The 19,786-nt window shown below is 69.6% G+C and carries 20 protein-coding genes and 1 tRNA gene; 14 read left to right on the top strand and 7 right to left on the bottom strand.

Features of this window, described 5'->3' with window-relative positions; genetic code table 11:
- Window positions 1-57: 57 nt before the first annotated feature.
- Window positions 58-303 (bottom strand): DUF397 domain-containing protein, encoded by a 246-nt coding sequence (locus AB0B28_RS04355; RefSeq protein WP_360116303.1) that lies wholly within the window; start codon window positions 301-303, stop codon window positions 58-60.
- A gap of 540 nt (window positions 304-843) precedes the next feature.
- Here AB0B28_RS04355 and AB0B28_RS04350 point away from each other — a divergent pair.
- A complete protein-coding gene (locus AB0B28_RS04350; protein WP_360116300.1) occupies window positions 844-1,092 on the top strand; it encodes a hypothetical protein in 249 nt (82 codons plus the stop codon).
- 207 nt (window positions 1,093-1,299) lie between these two features.
- Here the strand turns inward: AB0B28_RS04350 and AB0B28_RS04345 are convergent, their stop codons facing one another.
- A complete protein-coding gene (locus tag AB0B28_RS04345; RefSeq protein WP_360116297.1) occupies window positions 1,300-1,998 on the bottom strand; it encodes a glycoside hydrolase family 11 protein in 699 nt (232 codons plus the stop codon).
- 157 nt (window positions 1,999-2,155) lie between these two features.
- Between AB0B28_RS04345 and AB0B28_RS04340 the strand changes: the two genes are divergently transcribed.
- Together AB0B28_RS04340 and AB0B28_RS04335 are read left to right on the top strand one after the other, a co-directional pair.
- Window positions 2,156-2,485, top strand: coding sequence for a metalloregulator ArsR/SmtB family transcription factor (locus AB0B28_RS04340; RefSeq protein ID WP_360116294.1), 330 nt, complete (start codon window positions 2,156-2,158; stop codon window positions 2,483-2,485).
- Window positions 2,485-3,201 (top strand): cation transporter, encoded by a 717-nt coding sequence (locus AB0B28_RS04335; RefSeq protein ID WP_360116291.1) that lies wholly within the window; start codon window positions 2,485-2,487, stop codon window positions 3,199-3,201. Before AB0B28_RS04340 ends, AB0B28_RS04335 begins: the two co-directional genes overlap by 1 nt.
- 529 nt (window positions 3,202-3,730) lie before the next feature.
- Here AB0B28_RS04335 and AB0B28_RS04330 read toward each other — a convergent pair.
- A tRNA-Arg gene (locus AB0B28_RS04330) sits at window positions 3,731-3,803 on the bottom strand.
- 29 nt (window positions 3,804-3,832) lie between these two features.
- Window positions 3,833-5,575 (bottom strand): glycerol-3-phosphate dehydrogenase/oxidase, encoded by a 1,743-nt coding sequence (locus AB0B28_RS04325; RefSeq protein ID WP_360116288.1) that lies wholly within the window; start codon window positions 5,573-5,575, stop codon window positions 3,833-3,835.
- 103 nt (window positions 5,576-5,678) lie between these two features.
- Between AB0B28_RS04325 and AB0B28_RS04320 the strand changes: the two genes are divergently transcribed.
- The 7 genes from AB0B28_RS04320 to AB0B28_RS04290 all read left to right on the top strand — a co-directional run bounded on the left by AB0B28_RS04320 (window position 5,679) and on the right by AB0B28_RS04290 (window position 12,518).
- Window positions 5,679-6,401: a hypothetical protein gene (locus AB0B28_RS04320; RefSeq protein WP_360116285.1), complete on the top strand. Its 723-nt coding sequence runs from the start codon at window positions 5,679-5,681 to the stop codon at window positions 6,399-6,401.
- A 45-nt stretch (window positions 6,402-6,446) separates the two neighbouring features.
- Window positions 6,447-6,812 carry a dihydroneopterin aldolase gene (gene folB, locus AB0B28_RS04315; protein ID WP_360116282.1) on the top strand — a complete coding sequence of 122 codons (366 nt, stop codon included), beginning with the start codon at window positions 6,447-6,449 and terminating at the stop codon, window positions 6,810-6,812.
- Window positions 6,809-7,342, top strand: a complete 534-nt coding sequence (gene folK / locus AB0B28_RS04310) for a 2-amino-4-hydroxy-6-hydroxymethyldihydropteridine diphosphokinase (RefSeq protein ID WP_360116279.1) — start codon at window positions 6,809-6,811, stop codon at window positions 7,340-7,342. Before folB ends, folK begins: the two co-directional genes overlap by 4 nt.
- A 10-nt stretch (window positions 7,343-7,352) precedes the next feature.
- Entirely contained in the window at window positions 7,353-7,895 is a 543-nt protein-coding gene (locus tag AB0B28_RS04305; protein ID WP_360116276.1) for a DUF3180 domain-containing protein, read from the top strand.
- Between the two features lie 62 nt (window positions 7,896-7,957).
- On the top strand, window positions 7,958-9,265 hold the full coding sequence (locus AB0B28_RS04300) for a hypothetical protein (RefSeq protein ID WP_360116273.1): 1,308 nt from the start codon (window positions 7,958-7,960) through the stop codon (window positions 9,263-9,265).
- A gap of 38 nt (window positions 9,266-9,303) precedes the next feature.
- The gene (locus tag AB0B28_RS04295; protein WP_360116270.1) at window positions 9,304-10,587 is read left to right on the top strand and encodes a hypothetical protein; all 1,284 of its coding nucleotides are present in this window, start codon (window positions 9,304-9,306) and stop codon (window positions 10,585-10,587) included.
- 383 nt (window positions 10,588-10,970) lie between these two features.
- On the top strand, window positions 10,971-12,518 hold the full coding sequence (locus AB0B28_RS04290) for a DUF222 domain-containing protein (RefSeq protein WP_360116267.1): 1,548 nt from the start codon (window positions 10,971-10,973) through the stop codon (window positions 12,516-12,518).
- 397 nt (window positions 12,519-12,915) lie between these two features.
- Here AB0B28_RS04290 and AB0B28_RS04285 read toward each other — a convergent pair whose 3' ends face one another.
- Complete coding sequence (locus AB0B28_RS04285) at window positions 12,916-13,554, bottom strand: DUF6518 family protein (protein WP_360116264.1); 639 nt, start codon at window positions 13,552-13,554, stop codon at window positions 12,916-12,918.
- A 347-nt stretch (window positions 13,555-13,901) separates the two neighbouring features.
- Between AB0B28_RS04285 and AB0B28_RS04280 the strand changes: the two genes are divergently transcribed.
- Window positions 13,902-14,459: a hypothetical protein gene (locus AB0B28_RS04280; protein WP_360116261.1), complete on the top strand. Its 558-nt coding sequence runs from the start codon at window positions 13,902-13,904 to the stop codon at window positions 14,457-14,459.
- Here AB0B28_RS04280 and AB0B28_RS04275 read toward each other — a convergent pair.
- Window positions 14,456-15,241, bottom strand: a complete 786-nt coding sequence (locus AB0B28_RS04275) for a DeoR/GlpR family DNA-binding transcription regulator (protein WP_360116922.1) — start codon at window positions 15,239-15,241, stop codon at window positions 14,456-14,458. The two genes, AB0B28_RS04280 and AB0B28_RS04275, sit on opposite strands and share 4 nt — an antisense overlap.
- Window positions 15,242-15,407: 166 nt before the next feature.
- Between AB0B28_RS04275 and nagA the strand changes: the two genes are divergently transcribed.
- Window positions 15,408-16,523 (top strand): N-acetylglucosamine-6-phosphate deacetylase, encoded by a 1,116-nt coding sequence (gene nagA / locus AB0B28_RS04270; RefSeq protein ID WP_360116258.1) that lies wholly within the window; start codon window positions 15,408-15,410, stop codon window positions 16,521-16,523.
- Between the two features lie 41 nt (window positions 16,524-16,564).
- Here the strand turns inward: nagA and AB0B28_RS04265 are convergent, their stop codons facing one another.
- The gene (locus tag AB0B28_RS04265) at window positions 16,565-17,056 is read right to left on the bottom strand and encodes a DUF4190 domain-containing protein (RefSeq protein ID WP_360116255.1); all 492 of its coding nucleotides are present in this window, start codon (window positions 17,054-17,056) and stop codon (window positions 16,565-16,567) included.
- A gap of 473 nt (window positions 17,057-17,529) precedes the next feature.
- On the opposite strand from AB0B28_RS04265, the gene AB0B28_RS04260 reads away from it, so the two are divergent.
- Window positions 17,530-18,399 carry an RDD family protein gene (locus AB0B28_RS04260; protein ID WP_360116252.1) on the top strand — a complete coding sequence of 290 codons (870 nt, stop codon included), beginning with the start codon at window positions 17,530-17,532 and terminating at the stop codon, window positions 18,397-18,399.
- Entirely contained in the window at window positions 18,396-19,448 is a 1,053-nt protein-coding gene (hisC, locus tag AB0B28_RS04255) for a histidinol-phosphate transaminase (protein WP_360116249.1), read from the top strand. The genes AB0B28_RS04260 and hisC overlap by 4 nt, the downstream gene beginning before the upstream one ends.
- Window positions 19,449-19,786 lie beyond the last annotated feature (338 nt).

The following is a 19,786-nucleotide window of genomic DNA, read 5'->3' as shown; positions in this document are numbered from 1 at the left end:
CGTCGGGCTGCTCCCGTCAGGGTGAGCGTGTTGCTCAGGGGCGCGCGCCCCCGCGTGCTAGCCGATCAGGTGATCGAACTCGCCGTCCTTCGCGCCTTCGACGAGGGCGCGGATCTCCGCGACGGTGTACACGAGGGCGGGACCCTCGGGGAACCGGGAGTTCCGCACCGCGATCTCGTCCCCACCGGGGAGTGTGGCCAGCTCGACGCAGTTGCCGCCGTTGGGGCCGCTGCGGCTGCTCTTGATCCAAGTGATCGTGGAGGGGAGTTCCCCTGCCGGGATTCCGTTGCGTGCCTTGTCCATCCGAGATCCTTCCACCAGTGGCCGACGGGATCGGCCGGATCCTTCAATTCCGTGACCGGGGCACTGGGCTGCCAGAGTCTGGCGGCGATGTCCTAACAGACGGGCACTGCGCCGGGCGATTCCGACATCCCCAATGCAGGTCGGACCAAGTGTCCCACATTACACAGCGTGACCGCACATGAGGATGAGCGCGCAAATGCACGTGCATCTGCCCGGTGTCGATGCATGTTAGGATGACGTGTGACAATGCACATAGACACGTTCGCGCGAGGTGTGCGACCGTGGTCACGGGCCAAGCGCCTCCAACCGACGCTCCGAAGCGAGCGGCGAGGCCGACCGAAGGTTCTCCCTTCGAGCGGCAATCGCCATCGCCGAAGGGCGATCCGCATCGCACAACCGGACACGCCAGTCGTTTGCAGTGTCTGTCCCGGGTCTCCGGGCAGGCGGGATCGTCGCCCGGAGAGGGGTTGGGTGCCAATGGAACGTCTCCAAACGCAGACGTTGCTACAGGCAGCCGCGGCAGGCAAGCTGCGGAGCTCTATGTGCCAGCAGGTGATGGCGATCGAGTACGACCGCGGCGGCCAGATGGTCTACCGCTGCGCCCGCTCCTGCGGGAAGCACTCGGCCGACGCGGGCCAGGTCCAGGCAGGACTCCTGTGGCACTACCGCGGACGCAGCCTCGGGGAGCACTACGGGCTTCCCGACGAGGACATCGTGGACGACATGCTCGCCGCGCTCCAGCTCGCCTGGATCCGCGACGGCGACATATACACAGCGCGCTTCCGCTGACGCCCAGCGAAAGCGCCGCCCCCGAAACTTTGCTCGATTTGGTGGGATAGAGCTTCGGGGAGGCCGGTGGGGGCCTCCCCGAGCTCTGCACCACCAACCACGACTTGCGAACAGTGCTGACACACCGAAGCGGGCGGGGCCTTTGGCCCCGCCCGCCCTCGCGTCCTGAGAGCGGCCAACCCGGTGTGGCCCGCCCTCAGGGGTCGTTCAGCTGACGGTGATGTTGGAGCTGCCGCTGGACTGGTAGCCCTCGGTCGCCATGATCATGTAGTAGGCGAAGTTGCCGAGGTTCATGCCCGCATCGGCCCACGCGTCGAAGTGGGCGCCGGTGTTGATCGAGCCGGAGGTGCGCGCGCCCTGGCGGACGCTCCAGTACTGGGCGAACGTCGCCGTACCCTCCACTGACGGGGCGTTGTAGCGCATCGAGTGGCCCAGGGAGTACGTGCCGCCGTCGATGTTCGCGGTGCCCCTGTTGTCGGCCCCGGTGCTGGGGTTGTACGGGCCGTGCGATTCGACGATGTAGTACTCGACCAGCGGGTTCGACGTCCACCCGTACAGCGCCAGGTAGTCGTTGCTGCCGTGGTTGACCGAGCCGCTGAAGTTCACCGTGCGGCGACTGCCGTTGGACCAGCCCTTGCCGCCGACCCAGTTGTTGGTGCCCGACCACTGGGAGCTGTAGTTGCCCCCGGCGCCGAGCGTCATCGAGACCGACCCTTGGGAATCGGTCCAGAACGAGTAGTAGTAGCCGTTGTGGGTGCCCTCCTGGTTGGTGTCGATGACCTGCTGCGCGTTGGCGATCCCCCGCACCGCGAGCGCGGCGGCCGACCCGAGCGCCAGGGCCCCGGGCACGCCGAGCAGGAGGCTCCTGCGGCTGAACGGGTTGCGGGGCGCGTCTTCCTGGGACATGCATCCTCCTGAAGTATCGACGAATTTCGATGCGACCAGTATGTGCGAGATGCCGGGAATGCGTCAATGACTTCCGGAGAATTTTCAGAAATTTCCACTGGAAGTTTCGAACAGTACACTCTTTCATGAATACACGATTCGATGTACTATCAAGCCCATGGAGACGCTCACCCACGGTCAGGTCCTGGCCCGCTTCGGCCACGCGCTGTCCGATTCCACCCGCTCGCGCCTGCTCCTGGCCCTGCGCGAAGCCCCCGGCTACCCCGCCGAGCTCGCCGAGGCCCTTGGCGTCTCGCGCCAGTCGCTCTCGAACCACCTCGCGTGCCTGCGGGGCTGCGGCCTGGTCGTCGCTCTCCCCGAAGGACGCCGCACCCGCTACGAACTCGCCGACGCGAGCCTGGCCAAGGCCCTCGCGAACCTGCTGGAGACGGTCCTCGCCGTCGACCCCCAGGCCTGCGACGCCACCGCCGAGCAGGGCTGCTGCTGATGGCGACCCCGATCTCCCTGACGCGGGGACCGGCCGGGCCCACCCCCGAGCGCCGCGCGCGGCTGACCCGCCTCATCCGGATCTTCGTGGCCGCCACGATCACCTACAACGTCATCGAAGCGGTCGTGGCCATCACCGCCGGGACCGTCGCGTCCTCGACCGCTCTGGTCGGCTTCGGCCTCGACTCGGTCATCGAGGTCTCCTCGGCCGCGGCGGTCGCCTGGCAGTTCTCGGCCACCGATCCCGAAGTGCGCGAAGCCAGGGAGCACCGGGCGCTGCGGATCATCGCCCTCTCGTTCTTCGCCCTCGCCGCGTACATCACCTTCGAATCGGTCCGCGCCTTGGCCTTCGGCGCCGAGCCCGAACACTCCACTGTGGGCCTGGTCCTCGCCGCGGTCTCCCTCGCGGTCATGCCCTTCCTGTCCTGGGCCCAAAGAAGAGCCGGAAGAGAACTCGGCTCGGCAACCGCCGTCGCCGATTCCAAGCAGACCCTCCTGTGCACCTACCTGTCGGCCGTACTCCTGGTCGGCCTCGCCCTCAACAGCCTCTTCGCCTGGACCTGGGCCGACCCCGTCGCCGCACTTGTCATCGCCGCGATCGCTGCGAAAGAGGGCCGCGAGGCCTGGAAGGGCGAGCACTGCTGCGCCCCGAACGCGGTCGCCGCTCAAGACAAGTGCGAGGACGGCTGCTGCACCCACGAGGACGCGAACCGGTGACGCCGAGGATGTGTTCGTGGAGGCGCTGATCGGGGTCGCGGCCGTGCTCGCTTGGCTCGGCGGTGCGTTCATGGTGATGGCTCGCGGGTACATTCTCCCCGCGATCCGCACCGAGGAGTGGAGGCTCGAGGTCGCCGGGGAGCGCGGGTGGTTCGACGGTGTCGAAACGTTGCCGCCGTCCGCCTCCGAGGCTGACCCGGCCTCGCCCTCAGGCTTGATGCTGCACGGGGAAGCGATCGGGAAACGGAAGCGGAAGATCGTTCAGGAGGCGTGGGAGCACGACCCGGCGTTCAAGGAGGAGGTGCGCCGCCGTTGGCGGGAGTTCTACGTGAAGTACCACGCGGAATACTCGCTCTTCATCGGCGGCGCTTGGGCGTTGACGTTCGTGCTCGTCGAACCGGTGAACGAGGCACTGGTGCCGGAGGGACTCGACATTCTATTCCCGGTGTACGCGCTGGTCGCTCCGCTTTGGATCGCATCGGGAATGATCGCGCTGCTCGAAGCCGCGAAATCAGCACGCCGCCGACGGTGCCCCCGGCAGGATTCGAACCTGCGACGCACGGTTTAGGAAACCGACGCTCTATCCCCTGAGCTACGGGGGCGGCGAGTGACGAGTCTAGCCGATCGCCGGTCAGGGGAGGGGTTGGAGGCGGCGGGGTTCGATCGCGGTGAGGCGGGCCGCTTCGGCGGCGGAGTCGTCGGGTTGGCGCTGGGAGGCCCGTTCGGCGTCCACGCGGTGCAGGTACGCCTCGACTTCGGCGGCCCGGCGGGTCTCGTCCCAGCCCAGGACCGTCCCGGCCAGGCCCGCGGCGTCCATCGCGGCCCGCGTGCCCCGGTCGAAGGACTCGATCGACAGCCGCAGCCGACGAGTCAGCAGGTCGTCGAGGTGCAGCGCGCCCTCGGCGCGCGAGGCGTAGACCACCTCGGCCCTCAAGTAGTCCTCGCTGCCCGGCAGCGGACGCGCCAACTGCGGCTGGTCCGTCGCGAGTCTGAGCACCTGCGGCGCGAGGCACCCGTACCGCCTCAGCAGATGCTCCACGATCCGCACGGGCGCCTTGTAGCGCTTCGCGATCCGCGCCCGCGCGTCCCAATACCGCGCGAATCCGTCGGCTCCCAGCAGCGGCAGCAGGTGCGTGCCACTGGCCGGGACGTCGGGCCCGATCCGCCTGGCCGCCGCGTCGACCGCGTCCCTCGCCATGATCCGGTACGTGGTGAGCTTCCCGCCCGCCACGAAGCACAGCCCTGGCTCGGGTTCGACCACCGCGTGCTCGCGGCTGAGCTTCGAGGTCTCCTCGGTCTCGCCGCGCAGCAGCGGCCGCAGCCCCGCGTACACGCCCTCGACCTGGCTCACGTCGAGCCGGAACCTGAGCACCTCGCTGGCCTGCTGGAGTAGGTACGCCACGTCGCTCGCCGACGCCGCCGGATGCGCCGTCTCCAGGTCCCAATCGGTGTCGGTCGTCCCCACCAGCCAATGCCGGTCCCACGGGATGATGAACAGCACGCTCCACTTCGTGCGCGAGATGATCCCCGCGCTCCCCTCGATCGCCGAGCGCGGCAGCACCAGATGCACGCCCTTCGAGGCCCGCACCCGCAGGCCGGGACGCTCGGGCAGCGTCTGCGCCAGCTCGTCGCTCCACACCCCGGTCGCGCACACCACCGCCCTTGCCCGCACCCGGAAGCGCCGCCCCGTCTCCACGTCGAGCACCTCGACGCCCGCGAGCCGCCCGCCCTCCCGCAGAAACCCCACCACCTGCGCCGACGACACCACCGAAGCCCCGAGCGAGGCCGCGGTGCGCGCCAACGTGACCACCAGCCGCGCGTCGTCGACCTGCGCGTCGTAGTACCGGATCGCGCCGTGGATCGAAGGATCGAGATCGGGGAACGCCCGCAGCGTCCCGGCCCGGCTCAAGTGCCGGTGCCACGGCAGGCCCCCGCGGCTCCGGCTCGAACCGAGCGCGGTCGCCAGCACGTCGTAGGCCGCCACGCCCGCCCCGTAATAGCCCCGCTCCCAGAGGTTCCCCAGCGGCAACAGGAACGGCACCGGCCGCACCAGGTGCGGTGCGAGGCTCCCGGCGAGCAGCCCCCGCTCGGTGAGCGCCTCGTGCACCAGCCCCAGCTCCAACTGCTCCAGATACCGCAGCCCGCCGTGCACGAGTTTGCTTGAGCGAGAAGAGGTCCCGGACGCGAAGTCGCGCGCCTCCAGCAGCGCCGTGCGTAGCCCCCGCCCCGCCGCGTCCACCGCCGCGCCCGCGCCGGTCGCCCCGCCGCCGACCACCACCACGTCGAACGGCTCCGAAGCCAGCCGCTCCAGGTCGGTCCGCCGCCGCTCCGGCGAGAGCCGGCCGGCCTGCGAACGGGACCAAGAAGTGCGCATCGCCTCACGATACGTGCGCAGGTCGCACCGGTGCGCGGTTACGGTCCGCAATCGACGCAGAGCCGGTGCCCCATCGAGTGCGAGGAATACGTAGATTAGAGAGGTGCGCCCTTCCCCCCGTAGGCGACGCGGCAAACTCACCGTCTTCGCCCGCTACCTCCAGTTCAAGCTGCGCGTACCGGTCATCGTCGCCGTCTGCGTCTCGATCCCGGCCGTGTTCCTCGCCGTGCTGGGCGAGGGCGCCCTGGCGCAGACCGGGGTCGTCATCGGATGGGTCGCCGGGGCCGTGCTCTGGTTCGAGTCGGTGGTGCTCCTGCTCGCCGCCGGCCACAAGCGCGACTGGCTCAAACGGCACAAGTGGATGCTCACCGTCTGCGCGCTCACCCTCGTCAGCCTCGTCGTGGCCGCGGGCGGCGCCCAAGTCCTGCGCCTGGCCTACCTCATGGGCACCGTGCGGGCCCTGCGAGCCAAGCGCATCCTCGACGCCGCGCAGGTCCTGGTGCGCCGCTTCGGACTCGGCATCTGGTGGAAGTCCGGCCTGTTCACCGGCGCAGGGCTCGTCGCGGCCATCCTCGCCGCGGCCCTCCTGTTCGACCCCGACGCCGAATACCAGGAGATCGCCCACTGGTTCGACGCCAACCTGCGCCTCCTCCCGATCCTCGCCGCCGGGGCCGTGCTCGCCGTCGCCACCTGGTACGTGGCCCGCGCCCGCGCCCTCGGCCGCGCCACGGTCCCGCCCGAGGCCGAGATCGCCCCCGAGGCCGCCGTCGTCCCCCGGGCCCCGGCCGAGTCCGCCGAACCGGTCGAAGCCGCCGAGACCCCCTGATCGTCCTTCCTCGACCTCGGCGCCCGTTCGAGTAGGCTCGGGCGCGTGGATACCGACCTCATCACCTTGACCGGCCTGCGGGTGCACGGTCGCCACGGCGTGTTCGACCACGAACGGGAGGCCGGACAGGACTTCATCATCGACGTCGCCCTGCGCACCTCGACCGCCGAAGCCGCCGCCAGCGACGACCTCAAGCACACCGTCGACTACGGCGCGCTCGCCGACGACCTGGCCGCGATCGTGGCCGGCGAACCGGTGAACCTCATCGAGACCCTCGCCGCCCGCCTCGCCGACGCGTGCCTCGCGATCGACCGCGTCGCCTCGGCCCGCGTCACCGTCCACAAACCGCAGGCGCCGATCGCCCAGCAGTTCACCGACGTCTCCGTGACCATCGAGAGGGGACGCGCATGAGCCGCGTCGTGTTCAGCATGGGATCCAACCTCGGCGACCGCGAGGCCAACCTCAAGGCCGCCATCGAAGCCGTCGCGCCCGAACGCGTCTCCGAGGTCTACGAGAGCCTCCCGTGGGGCGGCGACGACGAGCAGCCCGCCTACTACAACATCGCGGTCATCGCCGCCGACCCCGACCGCGACGCCGAAGCCTGGCTCGCCCTCGGGCAGCGCCTCGAAGCCGACGCCGGGCGCGTCCGCGACCCCGAACGCCCCTACGGGCCCCGCACCCTCGACGTCGACCTCATCGCCGTCCTCGACGACGACGGCCCCGTCCACAGCGACCGGCCGCACCTGACGCTGCCGCACCCGCTCGCCCACCAGCGGGCGTTCGTGCTGGTCCCGTGGTTCGCGATCGACCGCGACGCTGAGATCCCCGGCAAGGGCCGAGTGAGGGACCTGCTACGCGACGAGTCGGTCGCGGCGGACGCGCGCGCACTGCGCAGGCTGCACCCGATATGGTCAGAACACGGCGAAGCTTCCGAACTGTGATGGGAGCAGTATGAGCGACGAGCACGGGCCCGGACCGAGTCTGCGACCCACCGCACCCTCGACCCTCGCGGTGGTCGGCCTGGCCGGAGCCGCGCTGACGCTCCTCCTCGTCGCCCGCTACTACCAGGACTTCCCCAACCTGTCCGGGTACAACTCGCTGGTGATCTTCGCGCTCACCGCGCTGCTGGCCTGGCTGGCGTGGAGCACGCGCCGCACCCTGCGCCCCAGCGACCGGCGCGTCCGCGAAGGCGCCGGAGGGGCCCCCGGACGCCTCGACGGCCCCGAGCACGCCCTCCAGATCGCCCGCTTCGCCGTACTCGCCAAAGCCGCCGCCATCGCGGGCGCCGCGTTCTTCGGCGCCTACCTCGGCTTCACCGTATGGCTCACGATCCAGTCCGAGCGGCTCACCGCCGCGGCCGACGACCTCTCCGCGGCGGTCATCGGCACCATCGCGTGCGCCTCCCTCACCGCGGCCGCGATCTGGCTCGAACACTCCTGCCGCATCCCCCCGCAGGACGACGACCAGGACGCCGAACACCCCACCCGTCCCTGACCCATCGACTCCTGACCCTCCCCATCCCCGATATCCCCATCGCGCGTTTAGAGGTGCGCCCCATGAAGTTTGACTCCCCCAACCGAAACGGCGACCGGGATTCGACGTCGCAGATCAGCGCTGTCACAAGCGACGACGAGGCCCCCGCCGACCGCATGGCCGTCCACGTGGTCTGGGAGATCGGCCTGCTGCTCCTGGGCGGCGGCGTCGTGTTCGCCCTCACCCGTTCCTCCTCCGGCCCGTTCGCCGAAGGCTCCTGGAGCGCCTTCGCCGCCGCGCTCGCGCCGGTGATCCTGTTGGCCTCGGCGATGGCCGTCTCCCTGCGCGTCGGCGCGGTCAACCTGGCCGTCGGCCCGATCGCGCTCCTGGCCGCCTGGATGTTCGTCGACGCCTCCGGCTCGGGCTCGGCCATGGCCCTCGCGATGGGCCTGGGCGCCGCCGCGTTCACCGGAATCGTCCTGGCCACGCTGTCGGCGTGGCTGCGCGCGCCCGGCTGGGCCGCGAGCGGCGCGGTCGGCGGCGCGATCGGCCTGTGGGCCGGAACCGCGGGCGACCCCGGCGACTTCACGCTCTCGGCGCTGCCGAACACGGGCGTGCTCGCTGCCTTGGCCGCCGCGGCGGGCCTGTCCCTGTTCTTCGGCCTGGTCGGCGCGTTCGCCGGCACCCGCGGCAAACTCGAACCGATCCGCGAGACCCCGGTGGGCGAGCGGCACGGACGCGGCGGCATCGTGTTCCTCGGTGTGCTGCTCTCTTCGGCGCTGGCCGGGGCGGCGGGCGTGGTCGCGGCCTGGACGGCCGTCCCCGAGGTGGGCGCGGCCGGGCTCCCCGACCCGATCCTGTTGACGGTGCTCGCGCTGGGTGCGGCGCTGCTGGGCGGCACGAGCCTGCTCGGCCGACGCGGCGGCGTGTGCGGCACGGTGTTCGCGTCGATCCTGGTCCTGGGCCTGATGTGGCTGGCCGAATCGCGCGGCTGGAGCTTCGACCCGAGCTGGATCGCCTTGAGCGCCATCGTGGCCGGATTCTTGGTGACGCGCCTGGTCGAGGCCATGAACACCGTCGACGAGGAAGAAGTGGCCTCGACGAGCCGGGCCGGTTCGCTCGACGACCTGCGCGAGGACGACCCGCGGCCGGGCGACACCGGTTCGTTCGATCGCACGGGCTCGTTCGAGCGCACCGACTCCTTCGAGCGCTACGACGACGACCTGGCCGACCTCGGCTCGGGCGGCGACCCCTGGTCGACCGGTTCGGGCGCGATCCCCAAGGCCGGGGCCGCGGCCGACCCGTTCGGCGCGTCCGGCGTGTTCGACGACCTGCGCGACAACGGATACGGCAACCGCTTCGGCGACGGCGACCGGCGACACGGCCGCTGAATCCGATCTCCTTACCCCCCAAAGAGGATGACGACCACATGACGTACGTACCCCCCGACCGCCCCGAGTCTTCCGCCGAGCCTTTGGAGCAGACGCAGCACCTTGAGGTCGCGTCGGCCGCGCTGGCGTACCAGCCCGAGGAGGCCGCACCGGTGGACCCGTTCGCGGGCCCGCCCGCGCCGCCGGTCGGCTACGCCGAACAGGCCGCGCCGCCGCGCGACCGCGTGATCTTCCAGTTCGTGTGGGAGGGCATCCTCCTGCTGCTGGCGTTGAATGCGCTGTTCCTGGTGTACCGCCGCGAGGACGAGCTGTTCGGCGACGAGTTCGGGACGCTGTGGTCCGCGCTCGACGCGCACGCGCTGTACCTCACTCCGATCTTGTTGGGGGCCTTGGCGATCGGGCTGTCGCTGCGCCTGGGCGCGGTGAACCTGGCCGTTCCGTCGGTCGCGCTGGTCGCGGCCTGGGCCCCTCCTGTGGACGCGAACCTGTGGCTGCACTTGGCCTACTTGGCGGCGGCCGCTGTGGTGGCCGGTTTGCTGTACGCGCTGCTGGTGGCCGCGTTCCGGGTCCCGCCGTGGTTCGCGGGGCTGGCGATCGGGGTGGCGGTGTTCGCTTCACTGCCGCTGCTGGATCGGCTTGCCGCGTGGCGCGAGCTGGGCGAGATCGCGGCTTGGGAGCAGGACAACGGGCTCTACATCTTCGGCGGGGCAGTGGTGCTGGCGGTCGCGGGAGGGTTGCTAGGGCTGCTGCCGGGGCTCAGGGACGCGTTCAGCAACGTCAAGAGCGTGGCCGATGGCGACGCGGAGCGCAGCGTTCCGGCGGTGTTCCTGCTCATCGGCGGCACCGTCCTGTCGATGCTGCTGGCCGCGGGCGCGGGGTTCTTGATGGCGGTGTACGAGCTGCGGCTGACGACGGAGTCGACTTCGCTGGCCTTCGGCCCGTACTCGATAGGCCCGGGCTCGGCCGACTTGCAGCTCTTGGCTTTCGGAGCGGTGCTGCTGGCGGGAACGAGCTTGTGGGGCCGCAGGGGTGGCGTCCTGGGCACGGTCTTCGCGGTGGTCGGCTTGTGGGCCGGTCTGGTGCTGTGGGGCCAGGCGATCGAGAACGCGGGCGAAGGCTCCTGGCAGGCTGACTACTTCCCCGCGATGCTCGCCGGACTGCTCCTGGTCGGCATCTTCGTCTCCTTCGGCCTCGACCGCCTCGGCCGCCCCAAGGACCCAACCGACGACGACCTCGACGACACCACCGAAACCCCGGTCTTCGACCCGAACGCAGGCCTATTCGAACCGACCCTCCCGGACGCGACGACAGCAGAACGCTAGACAACTGCAAGCTGGGCCCAGGCACTTGGCGCCTGGGCCCTTTCGGTTTTCGGTTTCCGGCTTTCCGCGGCGGGTGGGCCCGGGTTTTTGGCGGCGACATCGGGGTGTGGGGCCGGGCCGGGCGGGATCTGCGGCTTTCCGCGGCAGGTGGGCCCGGGTCTTTTGGCGGCGACAACGGGGTGGGCGGCGGCCTGGGGTCGGTTTTCGTGGCCGGGTTCGTTTGGGTTGGGGTTCAGGCGGCGGCGACAAAAGGGTGAGTGGCGGCCGGGGTGGGTTTGCGTGGCCGGGCCCGTTCGTGGCGCGGCGCGCGGGGGATGTGACCTGGGAATATGAGTGATCTTTCCCCTTGTGGGTGATGACAGTGTGTTCGTGGGGTTCTAGTATTGAATCAGCACGAACAAGCGAAAACCACTGAATCGTTCGAGGAGGTGTTTCCGATGGCAGCCTGTACTCCCACTTCCACTCCTACCCGTTCTGAGAAGACCGCTGCAATCCGAACGGTCCTCGATGAGGCCGCGAGTGCGATCAATGATTTCCATGCCCGAGTACTTGCTGCGGTGATTGAGGCGCAGGCGTGGAAGATCCATCGGGATGTCGATGGGTACTCCGGGCTGCGGGATTGGTTGTGCGCGAAGTTCGACTTCCATACCCGCACCGCTGCCGATATCGCGGCGATCGCTCGCCTGTCGCGGAAGTTCCAGACCCTCGCTGCTGCTGCGACTGCTGGTGCGGCTCGGATTGATCAAGTGGCCTTTGCGGTCCGTCAACTCGACCGGACTCCGGCGATGCGTTTGTTCGCTCGCACCCCGTTCCGTGTCCCGGTGACCTCTCCGTTCGATGTAGCGGTTTCCTGCGAGACTCCCGAACACCTCATCGCCCAGTACTGCGCGCACGCCCCGTTCAAAGACCTGCAACGCCACCTCGATGAACTCGCCGCGCACCTGGCAGAAGAGACCGAGCTGCTCGAAACCCTTGGGGAGCAGTCCCTGCAATGGATCGAACTCACTGAGCAGGGCAACGGCATGTGGTCGCTCTCCGGCGAACTGGCCGATGAAACCGGGCGGTTGCTCGACAAGTACTTGAAGACCGCCTGCCCGCCGCCCCGCCAGGACGAGACCGACGCTGAGGGTGTCTTGCCTGCGAAGGCGAACCGCGATGCCGAAGCCCTGCATCAGCTCCTCGCCGGGTACGGCACTTCCCCGGAGGCGACCACTCGCCACGGCCACACCGCTACCCTCGACCTGGCCGTGGACATCGAGACGTTGCAGGGCAAGGACACCGACCGGACACCGACCTTGGAAGGCCGCCCGGTCTCGGTCGCTCAGGCCCGCCGCCTCGCCTGCGAAGCCGGCATCATCCCCTCGGTGTTCAACTACGCCACCGGTGAAGCCATCGAACTCGGCAGGGCCGCCCGCCTCCCCAACACCGCCCTGCGCCGCAAACTCGAACTCGAGCAACCCCAGGGTTGCGCTTGGTACGGCTGCCACCGGCCGATCGCCTGGACCGAAGCCCACCACATCCAACACTGGGCCGACGGCGGCGAGACCACCGCTGCGAACCTGATCCTGCTGTGCCGCTTCCATCATGGGCGCATCCACACCGAGGGTTGGATGATCGAGAAGACCGGACCGGGCCAAGCACTCATCACTCACCACGATCACGACACCGGCACCGCTGCCTTCGAAGGCGCGACCGAGTGTGGTTGCGAAGACTGGCGCACCGACGCCGACATGGACGCGGAGAACCAAGACTCGGATTGGGATGTCTTCCCGACCGGCCTCTACCGGACCGAATGGCCGCAAACCATGAAACCCGATCTGGACGCCAGAGCAGAGGCAGTCTCAAGGGAACGAGCACACGCTGCTCTCAAGAAAGCGAAGGCGCGATGCAGGGAACGCTTCGCCACCCCCACCACCAAACAACAGGCCTAACAGCCTGAGGCACTGGCATGCCCAAAACCAGCCACCCCGGGGCCCGCACCCAATCCCCACCGGACAGCCGCAAACCCCGCCCCGCCAGGCCCCACACCTCGTTGTCGCCGCCAAAAAGACCCGCACCCAACCAGACCGGAAAGCCACAGATCCCGCCCGGCCCGGCCTCACACCTCGTTGTCGCCGCCAAAAGACCCGGGCCCAATCCCCACCGGAAAGCCGCAACTCCCGCCCGCGCCCATCCACTCACCCTGTTGTCGCCGCCAAAAAAACCCGCACCCACCCGCCGCGGAAAGTCGAAGATCCCACCCGGCCCGGCCCCACACCCCGTTGTCGCCGCCGCAAGAACAGCAACCATCCCCAACCGGAAAGCCGCAATCCCCACTCGGCCCGTGTGTCAGGCCCCAAAGCCCCCGAGCACGAATCCCGCGAAACCGATCGCTGCGAGGGGCACGGCTGCTGCCAGGGCGTATAGGCGGTTGCGGCCCTTGCCCAGGAGCAGGATGAGGGCAAGGCCGATCACGCCCATGATGACCGCTGTTGCCAGGCCGTCCGAGCGATAGGACTCCTCCATATCTGACAGCCGCCGCAGTTGAACCCCGGCTTCGGAGAAGAACACCGCCCCCAATGCCGCCAACCCGACGACGGCTCGCCAGCGCTTCTCCGATCTCGACCAAGCCCCAAAGGTGCCGAACACGACCCCGGCGAGCACGCCGAAGACAAGCCAGATGATCGTGGTGGGGGACCACAGGTTCGCGAGGTCGTCGTTCTGGATCACCGTGGCGGCCAGGTAGTACACCTCGACGGCGACGACCAGCAGCACCACTCCGGCCACCGCGGGCAGCCATCTGCCGACTCGCACCCATGCACCGATCGCGAAGGCGCCCACCGCCCACACCGCGCTCGAGTTCGCGAGGTTCGCCCACGGGTACGGCAGCCCGCGTTGCGCCACCAGGTCCACTACTCCGAGTGCGATCCCGGCAATGACGGCGACGACCACCACGCGAATCCACCCGCGCCCCACAACCTGCTCCATGCCGCGCAGTATCGCACGGCGAAACCCGAGCTCAACGCCTGGGATACCGGGTATCTAACCGGTCGGGCACGCTTGGTGAAAACATGTGTACCCCACGGAGTGTGACGCTCCGTTACGCTGACTGCTGTCGCCAAATGCCCGATTCCCCTGAAAGGCGCAGCATGTATCAGCAGCCCGATCCCCGTCAGCCGCAGCAGCCTTGGCAGCAGCCCGGGCTGCCGCCTGGGCCGCCGCCTGGGCCGCCTCCTGGGGCGGGTGGGCCGCAGTATCAGGTGCCGTACTCGCCGCAGCCCGGGTACGGGGCGCCCGTTCCTCCCGTGCCTCCTCGGAAGGGACGCGGAGGGTTGGTGGTCGGGGTCGCGCTGCTCGTTGCCGCGCTGGTCGGTGGCGGGTATTTCGCCTGGCGGTACCTGCAATCCGATTCAGACCCGGATACGCCTGGGACCCAACCCAAAGGCCTGGTCGTCGAGGACACCGAGTCCGGGATCGACTATGAGCTTCCCGAGGGATGGGTGGAGCAGGACTCCGACGACCTGATCGACGCGTTCACCACCGCGGCCTCCAACGGCAGCGCCTCGGTCTTCGCGTTCTACGGCGACGCCATGACCGGCGAGGAGATGTCCTACACGACCTCCACCATCGCAGGCGAGAACTCCGAGTACTTCTACCCCTTCGCCGAAGACCGCCAGATCCTCATCTCCGAGCCCACCGAGGTCGACGGCCAAGACGCCTACCGCTTCACCTGGGAAGTTTCCAGCGAAGGCGAAGTACCGATGTACGGCCACATCGTCCACATCCTCACCGACGACGGCCGCTCGGTCTTCCTCATGGGCATCGTCCACCCCGACGACGCCGACCTGCGCACCGAGATCGACGCGATCGTCAGCAGTGTGACCTTGCGCTAGACCACGATCACCCGGATACCGAGCTCTTCGAAGCCGCGCAATTGCTCCGGCGGGGCGTTCCCGTCCGTGACCAACGTGTGGACCCGGTCGGTGGGGCAGATCCTCGCGAAGGCGTGGCCGCCGATCTTCGAACCGTCGGCGATCACCACGACCTTGCGGGCCCGGGCGGCCATCAAAGCGTTGATCGCCGCTTCGCCTTCGTGGTGGCTCGTCGCGCCAAGCTTCATGTCGATCGCGTCCACGCCGAGGAACGCGATGTCGAGCGTGATCTCCCGCAGGATCGGCGCCGCCAGCGGGCCGATCAGCTCGTACGACTGCGGGCGTACCACGCCGCCGACGACCACGACCTTCAAGTGGGGGCGGACGATCAGCTCGTTCGCGATGTTCAGCGCGTTCGTCACGATCGTCAGGCCGGTCGAGCCGGGCGTCGCCACCAGGTCCGTCCGCATCGCCAGCGACCGCGCGACCTCGGTGATGGTGGTCCCGCCGTTGAGCGCGATCACCTGGCCCGCCGCGACCAGGCCCGCCGCGGCCGTGCCGATGCGGTGCTTCTCCTCGACGTGCCGAGCGGTCTTGTAGCGCAACGGAAGATCGTAGGAGATCCCTCCCGCGACCGCGCCGCCTCTGGTCCGCGTGATCATCTGCTGCTGGGAGAGCTGGTCGAAGTCGCGGCGGATCGTGGCCTGCGAGACGCCGAGGCGTTCGGCCGCTTCCTCCACTGTGATGCGTCCGGTCTCCGCGAGGATCTCCAGCAGGGTGTTCCACCGGGCATAGCGGTCCACGTCGCTCCTCGGGTCGGGATCGCGGCGGGCGGCCGCGGTCTGCACGATAGTGTTCGTTCTGGGTTCTCGTGCGCTTGAGCCGTGCTCGGTACTGCTCGCGCGCTCCCGAACATTGTGCCGCACCGGGGTGGCATCGCACACGCCGGATCGAATGGAAGGAGCGCCGGTGGACGGCGTCATGCTCCCGGCCGTAGGCCGGATCGTCACCCCCGACGGCGTGGTCAACGGGACCCTGGTGGTCGACGAGGACCGCTTCGAAGGGGTCATCGAACGCGAAGGCGAGCCCACCGGCTGGGTCCTGCCCGGGTTCGTGGACGTCCACTGCCACGGCGGCGGCGGCTACTCGCTCGCCAACGGCAACCCCGACTCGGCCCGCTCGGCCGCGGCCTTCCACGCCTCCAGGGGCACCACGACGCTCGTGGCCTCCTTCGTCTCGGCGACCCACGAGTTCCTGCTCGAATCCACCCGCGCGCTCCAGCCGCTGGTCAAGGACGGCACCCTCGCCGGGGTCCACTACGAGGGCCCCTACATCTCGGCCGCCAAGTGCGGCGCCCACGTCGTGGAGGTCCTGCGCGACCCGGCGATCGGCGAGTTGACCGAGCTCATCGAGAACGGCGAGGGCGCGGTGAAGATGGTGACCATCGCTCCCGAACTCGACGGGGCGCTGGCGGCGATCGAGTTCCTCGACCAGCGCGGCGTGGTCCCTTCGATCGGCCACACCAACGCCAGCTACGAGCAGACCGCCGCAGGGATCGACGCGGGCGCGCAGGCGGCCACGCATCTGTTCAACGCCATGCGCGCGTTCAACCACCGCGAGCCCGGCCCGATCCCGGCCCTGTTGGACGACGAGCGGATCTTCTCCGAGATCGTGGCCGACCCGGTGCATCTGCACCCGGGCACGATGCGGTTCGCGTTCGACACCTCGCTCCCGGCGTGGACGCTCCTGGTCTCCGACGCGATGGACGCCGCGGGTCTGGCCGACGGCCGGTACATGCTCGGCCGCCACGAGGTCGACGTGGTCGACGGGACCGCGACGGTGGCCGGGACCGACATCATCGCCGGTTCGACGATCACGCTCCTGGACGCGGTGCGCAACGCGGTGCGCCTGGCGGGCCAGACCGTGGAGGCCGCGTCCCAGATGGCTTCGGCGACCCCCGCGGAGCTGTTGGGCCTGGGTGATGTCGGAGCGATCGAGGCGGGCAAGTACGCCGACCTGGTGGTGCTCGACGACGACCTGAACCTGGTCTCGGTGATGCGCCGCGGCGTCTGGGTGAACATCTGAGCGAGCGCAGAAGGGCCCCGCGGATCGCGGGGCCCTTCTGCTTACAGCTGCAACGCGTTGTAGGTCATCTCGCTGCCCGCGCCGATGATCACGTAGATCAGGCAGAACGTGAAGAACGAGACGATGCCGAGCACCAGGCCGGTGATCGCGAAGGCCTTGTTGGTGGCCCGGCCCTTGTTGGCGCGGCTCCAGCCGATCGCGCCGAACACGATCGCGAGGATGCCCAGCGGCCAGGTGAACGCGTTGAGCACGGGTATGAACGACAGGCCCACCGCGATGATCCCGCAGATGAGCGCGGCGGTGCCGAGGCCGTTGCGCGGGCCCTCGATCGGGCCGTCGCCGTTGTAGGACCGCGGAGGCGGCGGCGGGGGCGGGACCGCTCCGTACGGGCTGTACCCGCCGCCGGGAGGCGCGGGCGGCGGCGGAGGCGGCATGCCGGTCGAAGGCGGAGGCAGCACCGGTTCGGAGGTCTCTTCGTGCCGTTCCGGTTCGGACGGGTCGGGCGGCTCCGGGGCCGGCGGGTACGTGGTCATGGCGTCCTCCTCGATGACCCGCAAGGTAGTCCAAACCCCGCTGGCCTCGCTGCGAATCAGGGGAACCAGGCGTCACGCGCCGACGCCGGAAGTCACCCATTCGAGAACTCTGCTCGGATTTTTTGCGGATAGGGGTTTACTACCCGTCAGTAGACGAGTAGAAATGAGTTACGGATCCGGAAGGACTTCCCGAGGACACGTACCTCGCAGACCCGAAGGATTCACGCACAGCCGCCGAGCACCCACGTGCGACCTGAGCCGTCGGGAGGCACTGCGGGTCCCGCACCTAGGAGCAGGACACCGCTGAAAAAGACTTCACGCTTGGTAACTCGGTCGGAAGTGCAGTTCGTTGCGAACGGCCCAGTCGAGGCAGTCAACCGACTGGGCCGTATCGTTGCCCGCCGCCGGGCCCTGGACCCCCTGTGGCCGAACTGACTGGGAACGCCCGGCCGCGGCTGCAACAATGGGCCACGATGACCACGATCGAACCCGGTTGGTACACCGACCCCGCCGACCCGGCCACGCAACGCTACTGGGACGGCGGCGCCTGGGTGGGCAAGCCCGTCCCCGCCGACGCCGAGCCCCCCGCCGACCCCGAACCGGTCGACCCCGAACCGGAACCCCTCCCGACGTCCACTGAGGAGCTACCGCCGGGATCGCTGCCGCCCGACCGCCGCTACGGCCCCGGCCCGCCCCCGCGCATCATCCAGCGCACCCGCGGCGCGGTGCAGCCGCCCGACACCGTCCCCATCAGATCCCTCGGCGCGACCGTCGGATGGATCTCCCGCACCGACGTGGGCCGCATCCTCGGCGGCCGCGTGCTCGCCCACCCCGGGCAGCGCTTCGTGGCCCGCCTCGTCGACACCGTGGCCCTCCTGGTGCTCAACGCCGTCGTCAACGGCTACTTCATCTACCAGTTCATGCAGACCGTGTGGCCTTACGTGCTCGAAGCGGCGGCGGCCGACGACCCCAACGACGTGCAGATGCCCGCCCGCGCCTCCGACCAGTGGTGGGTCATCCTGCTCATCGCGATGGGCCTGTGGTTCGCCTACGAGGTCCCCGCGACCCTCAACACCGGCCAGACCCTCGGCAAGCGCCTCATGGGCATCAAGGTCGTCTCGCTCGCGCCGGTGAAACTCGGCTGGGGCCGGCTGCTGCTGCGCTGGTCCTACGCCGCGCTGCCGCTGATCTGCTTCCCCTTCGGCGCGATCCTGTGGGTCCTGGACGGGATATGGTGCACCCGAGACCAACCGTTCCGCCAGTGCCTGCACGACAAAGCCCCCGGCACGGCCGTCGTCGAGGCCGGCACTGCGCAGGAGCATTCCGATAAGGAGCCCTCATGACCAAGCCGCTCCGCGACGAACTGCGGTCGATCCCGCTGTACGTCCCCGGCAAGGCAGTGCCCGACGCCGTCAAGCTCTCCAGCAACGAGGTCCCATACGGACCCCTGCCGGGCGTCACCGAGGCCATCGCCTCGGCGGCACAGCACGTCCACCTCTACCCCGACCTCGCGGTCGTCGCCCTGCGCGACGCGCTCGCGGCCCGCCTCGGCGTCGACGCCGAGCGGGTCGTCACCGGCACCGGCTCGGTGGCCCTCATCGGGCACCTCATGCAAGCCGTCGGCGGCTCCGGCGGCGAGATCGTCTACTCCTGGCGCTCGTTCGAGGCCTACCCGATCACCGCGACCGTGGCCGGGCTCCGAAGCGTCCACGTCCCCAACACCGCCGACCACCGCCACGACATCGACGCGATGATCGCCGCGATCGGCCCCGACACCCGAGCGGTGCTCGTGTGCACCCCGAACAACCCCACCGGTCCCGCAGTCACCGCCGCCGAACTCGACCGGCTCTTCGACGCCGTACCCGAATCGGTGCTGGTGGTCATCGACGAGGCCTACCGCGAGTTCGTGACCGACCCGGACTGCCCGGACGCGGTCGAGCGCTACGCCGACCGGCCCAACGCCGTGGTCTTCCGGACCTTCTCCAAAGCGTGGGGCCTCGCGGCGCTGCGCGTGGGCTACATGGTCGCGCAGCCCGACGTCGCCGACGCGGTGCGCCGCTGCGTGATCCCCTTCGCGGTCAACGCGCCCGCCCAGGCCGCCGCGTTGGCGGCGCTCGAAGCGGACGGCGAGATGCGCCGCCGCGTCGACCTGGTGATCTCCGAACGCAAGCGAATCCTCACGGCCGCAAGGGAATACGTGCCCCAGGTGCCGGACTCGCAGGCGAACTTCTTCTGGCTCCCGCTGGGGGACAAGGCCTTGGCCTTCGCCGCGCACTGCGAGGCGCGGGGCATCCTGGTGCGGCCTTTCGCGGGCGACGGCGTGAGGGTGACCATCGGTCTGCCCGAGGAGAACGACGCGGTACTCGACGCACTGCGCGAGTTCATGGCTTAAGGCGTTCGCGTCGCCGCCGGACTGGCGGCGGCGCGGGCTAGGCGTTCGGGTTGCTGAGCCGCCGGGTTGCGGCGCGGAGCACGGGTTCGGGCCGGAGGCGTTCGCGCCACCGATCGCCGCCGGACCGGCGGCGGCGCGGGTCGAGGCGTTCGCGTTACTGACCCGCCGGGTTGCGGCGCGGAGCGCGGGCTCGGGCCGGGGCGTTCGCGCCACCACCGGTCCGCCCGGCTGGGCCGAGGCGTTTCGCCGGTCCGCCCGCAGCGCTCGACGTGCGAGTTCTGGAATGCGAACGACCCGGGTGCCCCACCGGCGCCCGGGTCGACGACTGTTATCGCTAT

Origin of the sequence: Glycomyces sp. NPDC046736 (genome assembly GCF_040645615.1) — a bacterium.
Lineage (GTDB): Bacteria > Actinomycetota > Actinomycetes > Mycobacteriales > Micromonosporaceae > Glycomyces.
This window is presented reverse-complemented; position numbering and strand designations above follow the sequence as displayed.

Coding starts and splice junctions, on each gene's coding strand:
- AB0B28_RS04355 (WP_360116303.1), bottom strand. CDS start 303: ATGGACAAGGCACGCAACGGAATCCCGGCAGGGGAACTCCCCTCCACG.
- AB0B28_RS04350 (WP_360116300.1), top strand. CDS start 844: ATGTGCCAGCAGGTGATGGCGATCGAGTACGACCGCGGCGGCCAGATG.
- AB0B28_RS04345 (WP_360116297.1), bottom strand. CDS start 1,998: ATGTCCCAGGAAGACGCGCCCCGCAACCCGTTCAGCCGCAGGAGCCTC.
- AB0B28_RS04340 (WP_360116294.1), top strand. CDS start 2,156: ATGGAGACGCTCACCCACGGTCAGGTCCTGGCCCGCTTCGGCCACGCG.
- AB0B28_RS04335 (WP_360116291.1), top strand. CDS start 2,485: ATGGCGACCCCGATCTCCCTGACGCGGGGACCGGCCGGGCCCACCCCC.
- AB0B28_RS04325 (WP_360116288.1), bottom strand. CDS start 5,575: ATGCGCACTTCTTGGTCCCGTTCGCAGGCCGGCCGGCTCTCGCCGGAG.
- folK (WP_360116279.1), top strand. CDS start 6,809: ATGAGCCGCGTCGTGTTCAGCATGGGATCCAACCTCGGCGACCGCGAG.
- AB0B28_RS04305 (WP_360116276.1), top strand. CDS start 7,353: ATGAGCGACGAGCACGGGCCCGGACCGAGTCTGCGACCCACCGCACCC.
- AB0B28_RS04300 (WP_360116273.1), top strand. CDS start 7,958: ATGAAGTTTGACTCCCCCAACCGAAACGGCGACCGGGATTCGACGTCG.
- AB0B28_RS04295 (WP_360116270.1), top strand. CDS start 9,304: ATGACGTACGTACCCCCCGACCGCCCCGAGTCTTCCGCCGAGCCTTTG.
- AB0B28_RS04285 (WP_360116264.1), bottom strand. CDS start 13,554: ATGGAGCAGGTTGTGGGGCGCGGGTGGATTCGCGTGGTGGTCGTCGCC.
- AB0B28_RS04265 (WP_360116255.1), bottom strand. CDS start 17,056: ATGACCACGTACCCGCCGGCCCCGGAGCCGCCCGACCCGTCCGAACCG.
- AB0B28_RS04260 (WP_360116252.1), top strand. CDS start 17,530: ATGACCACGATCGAACCCGGTTGGTACACCGACCCCGCCGACCCGGCC.
- hisC (WP_360116249.1), top strand. CDS start 18,396: ATGACCAAGCCGCTCCGCGACGAACTGCGGTCGATCCCGCTGTACGTC.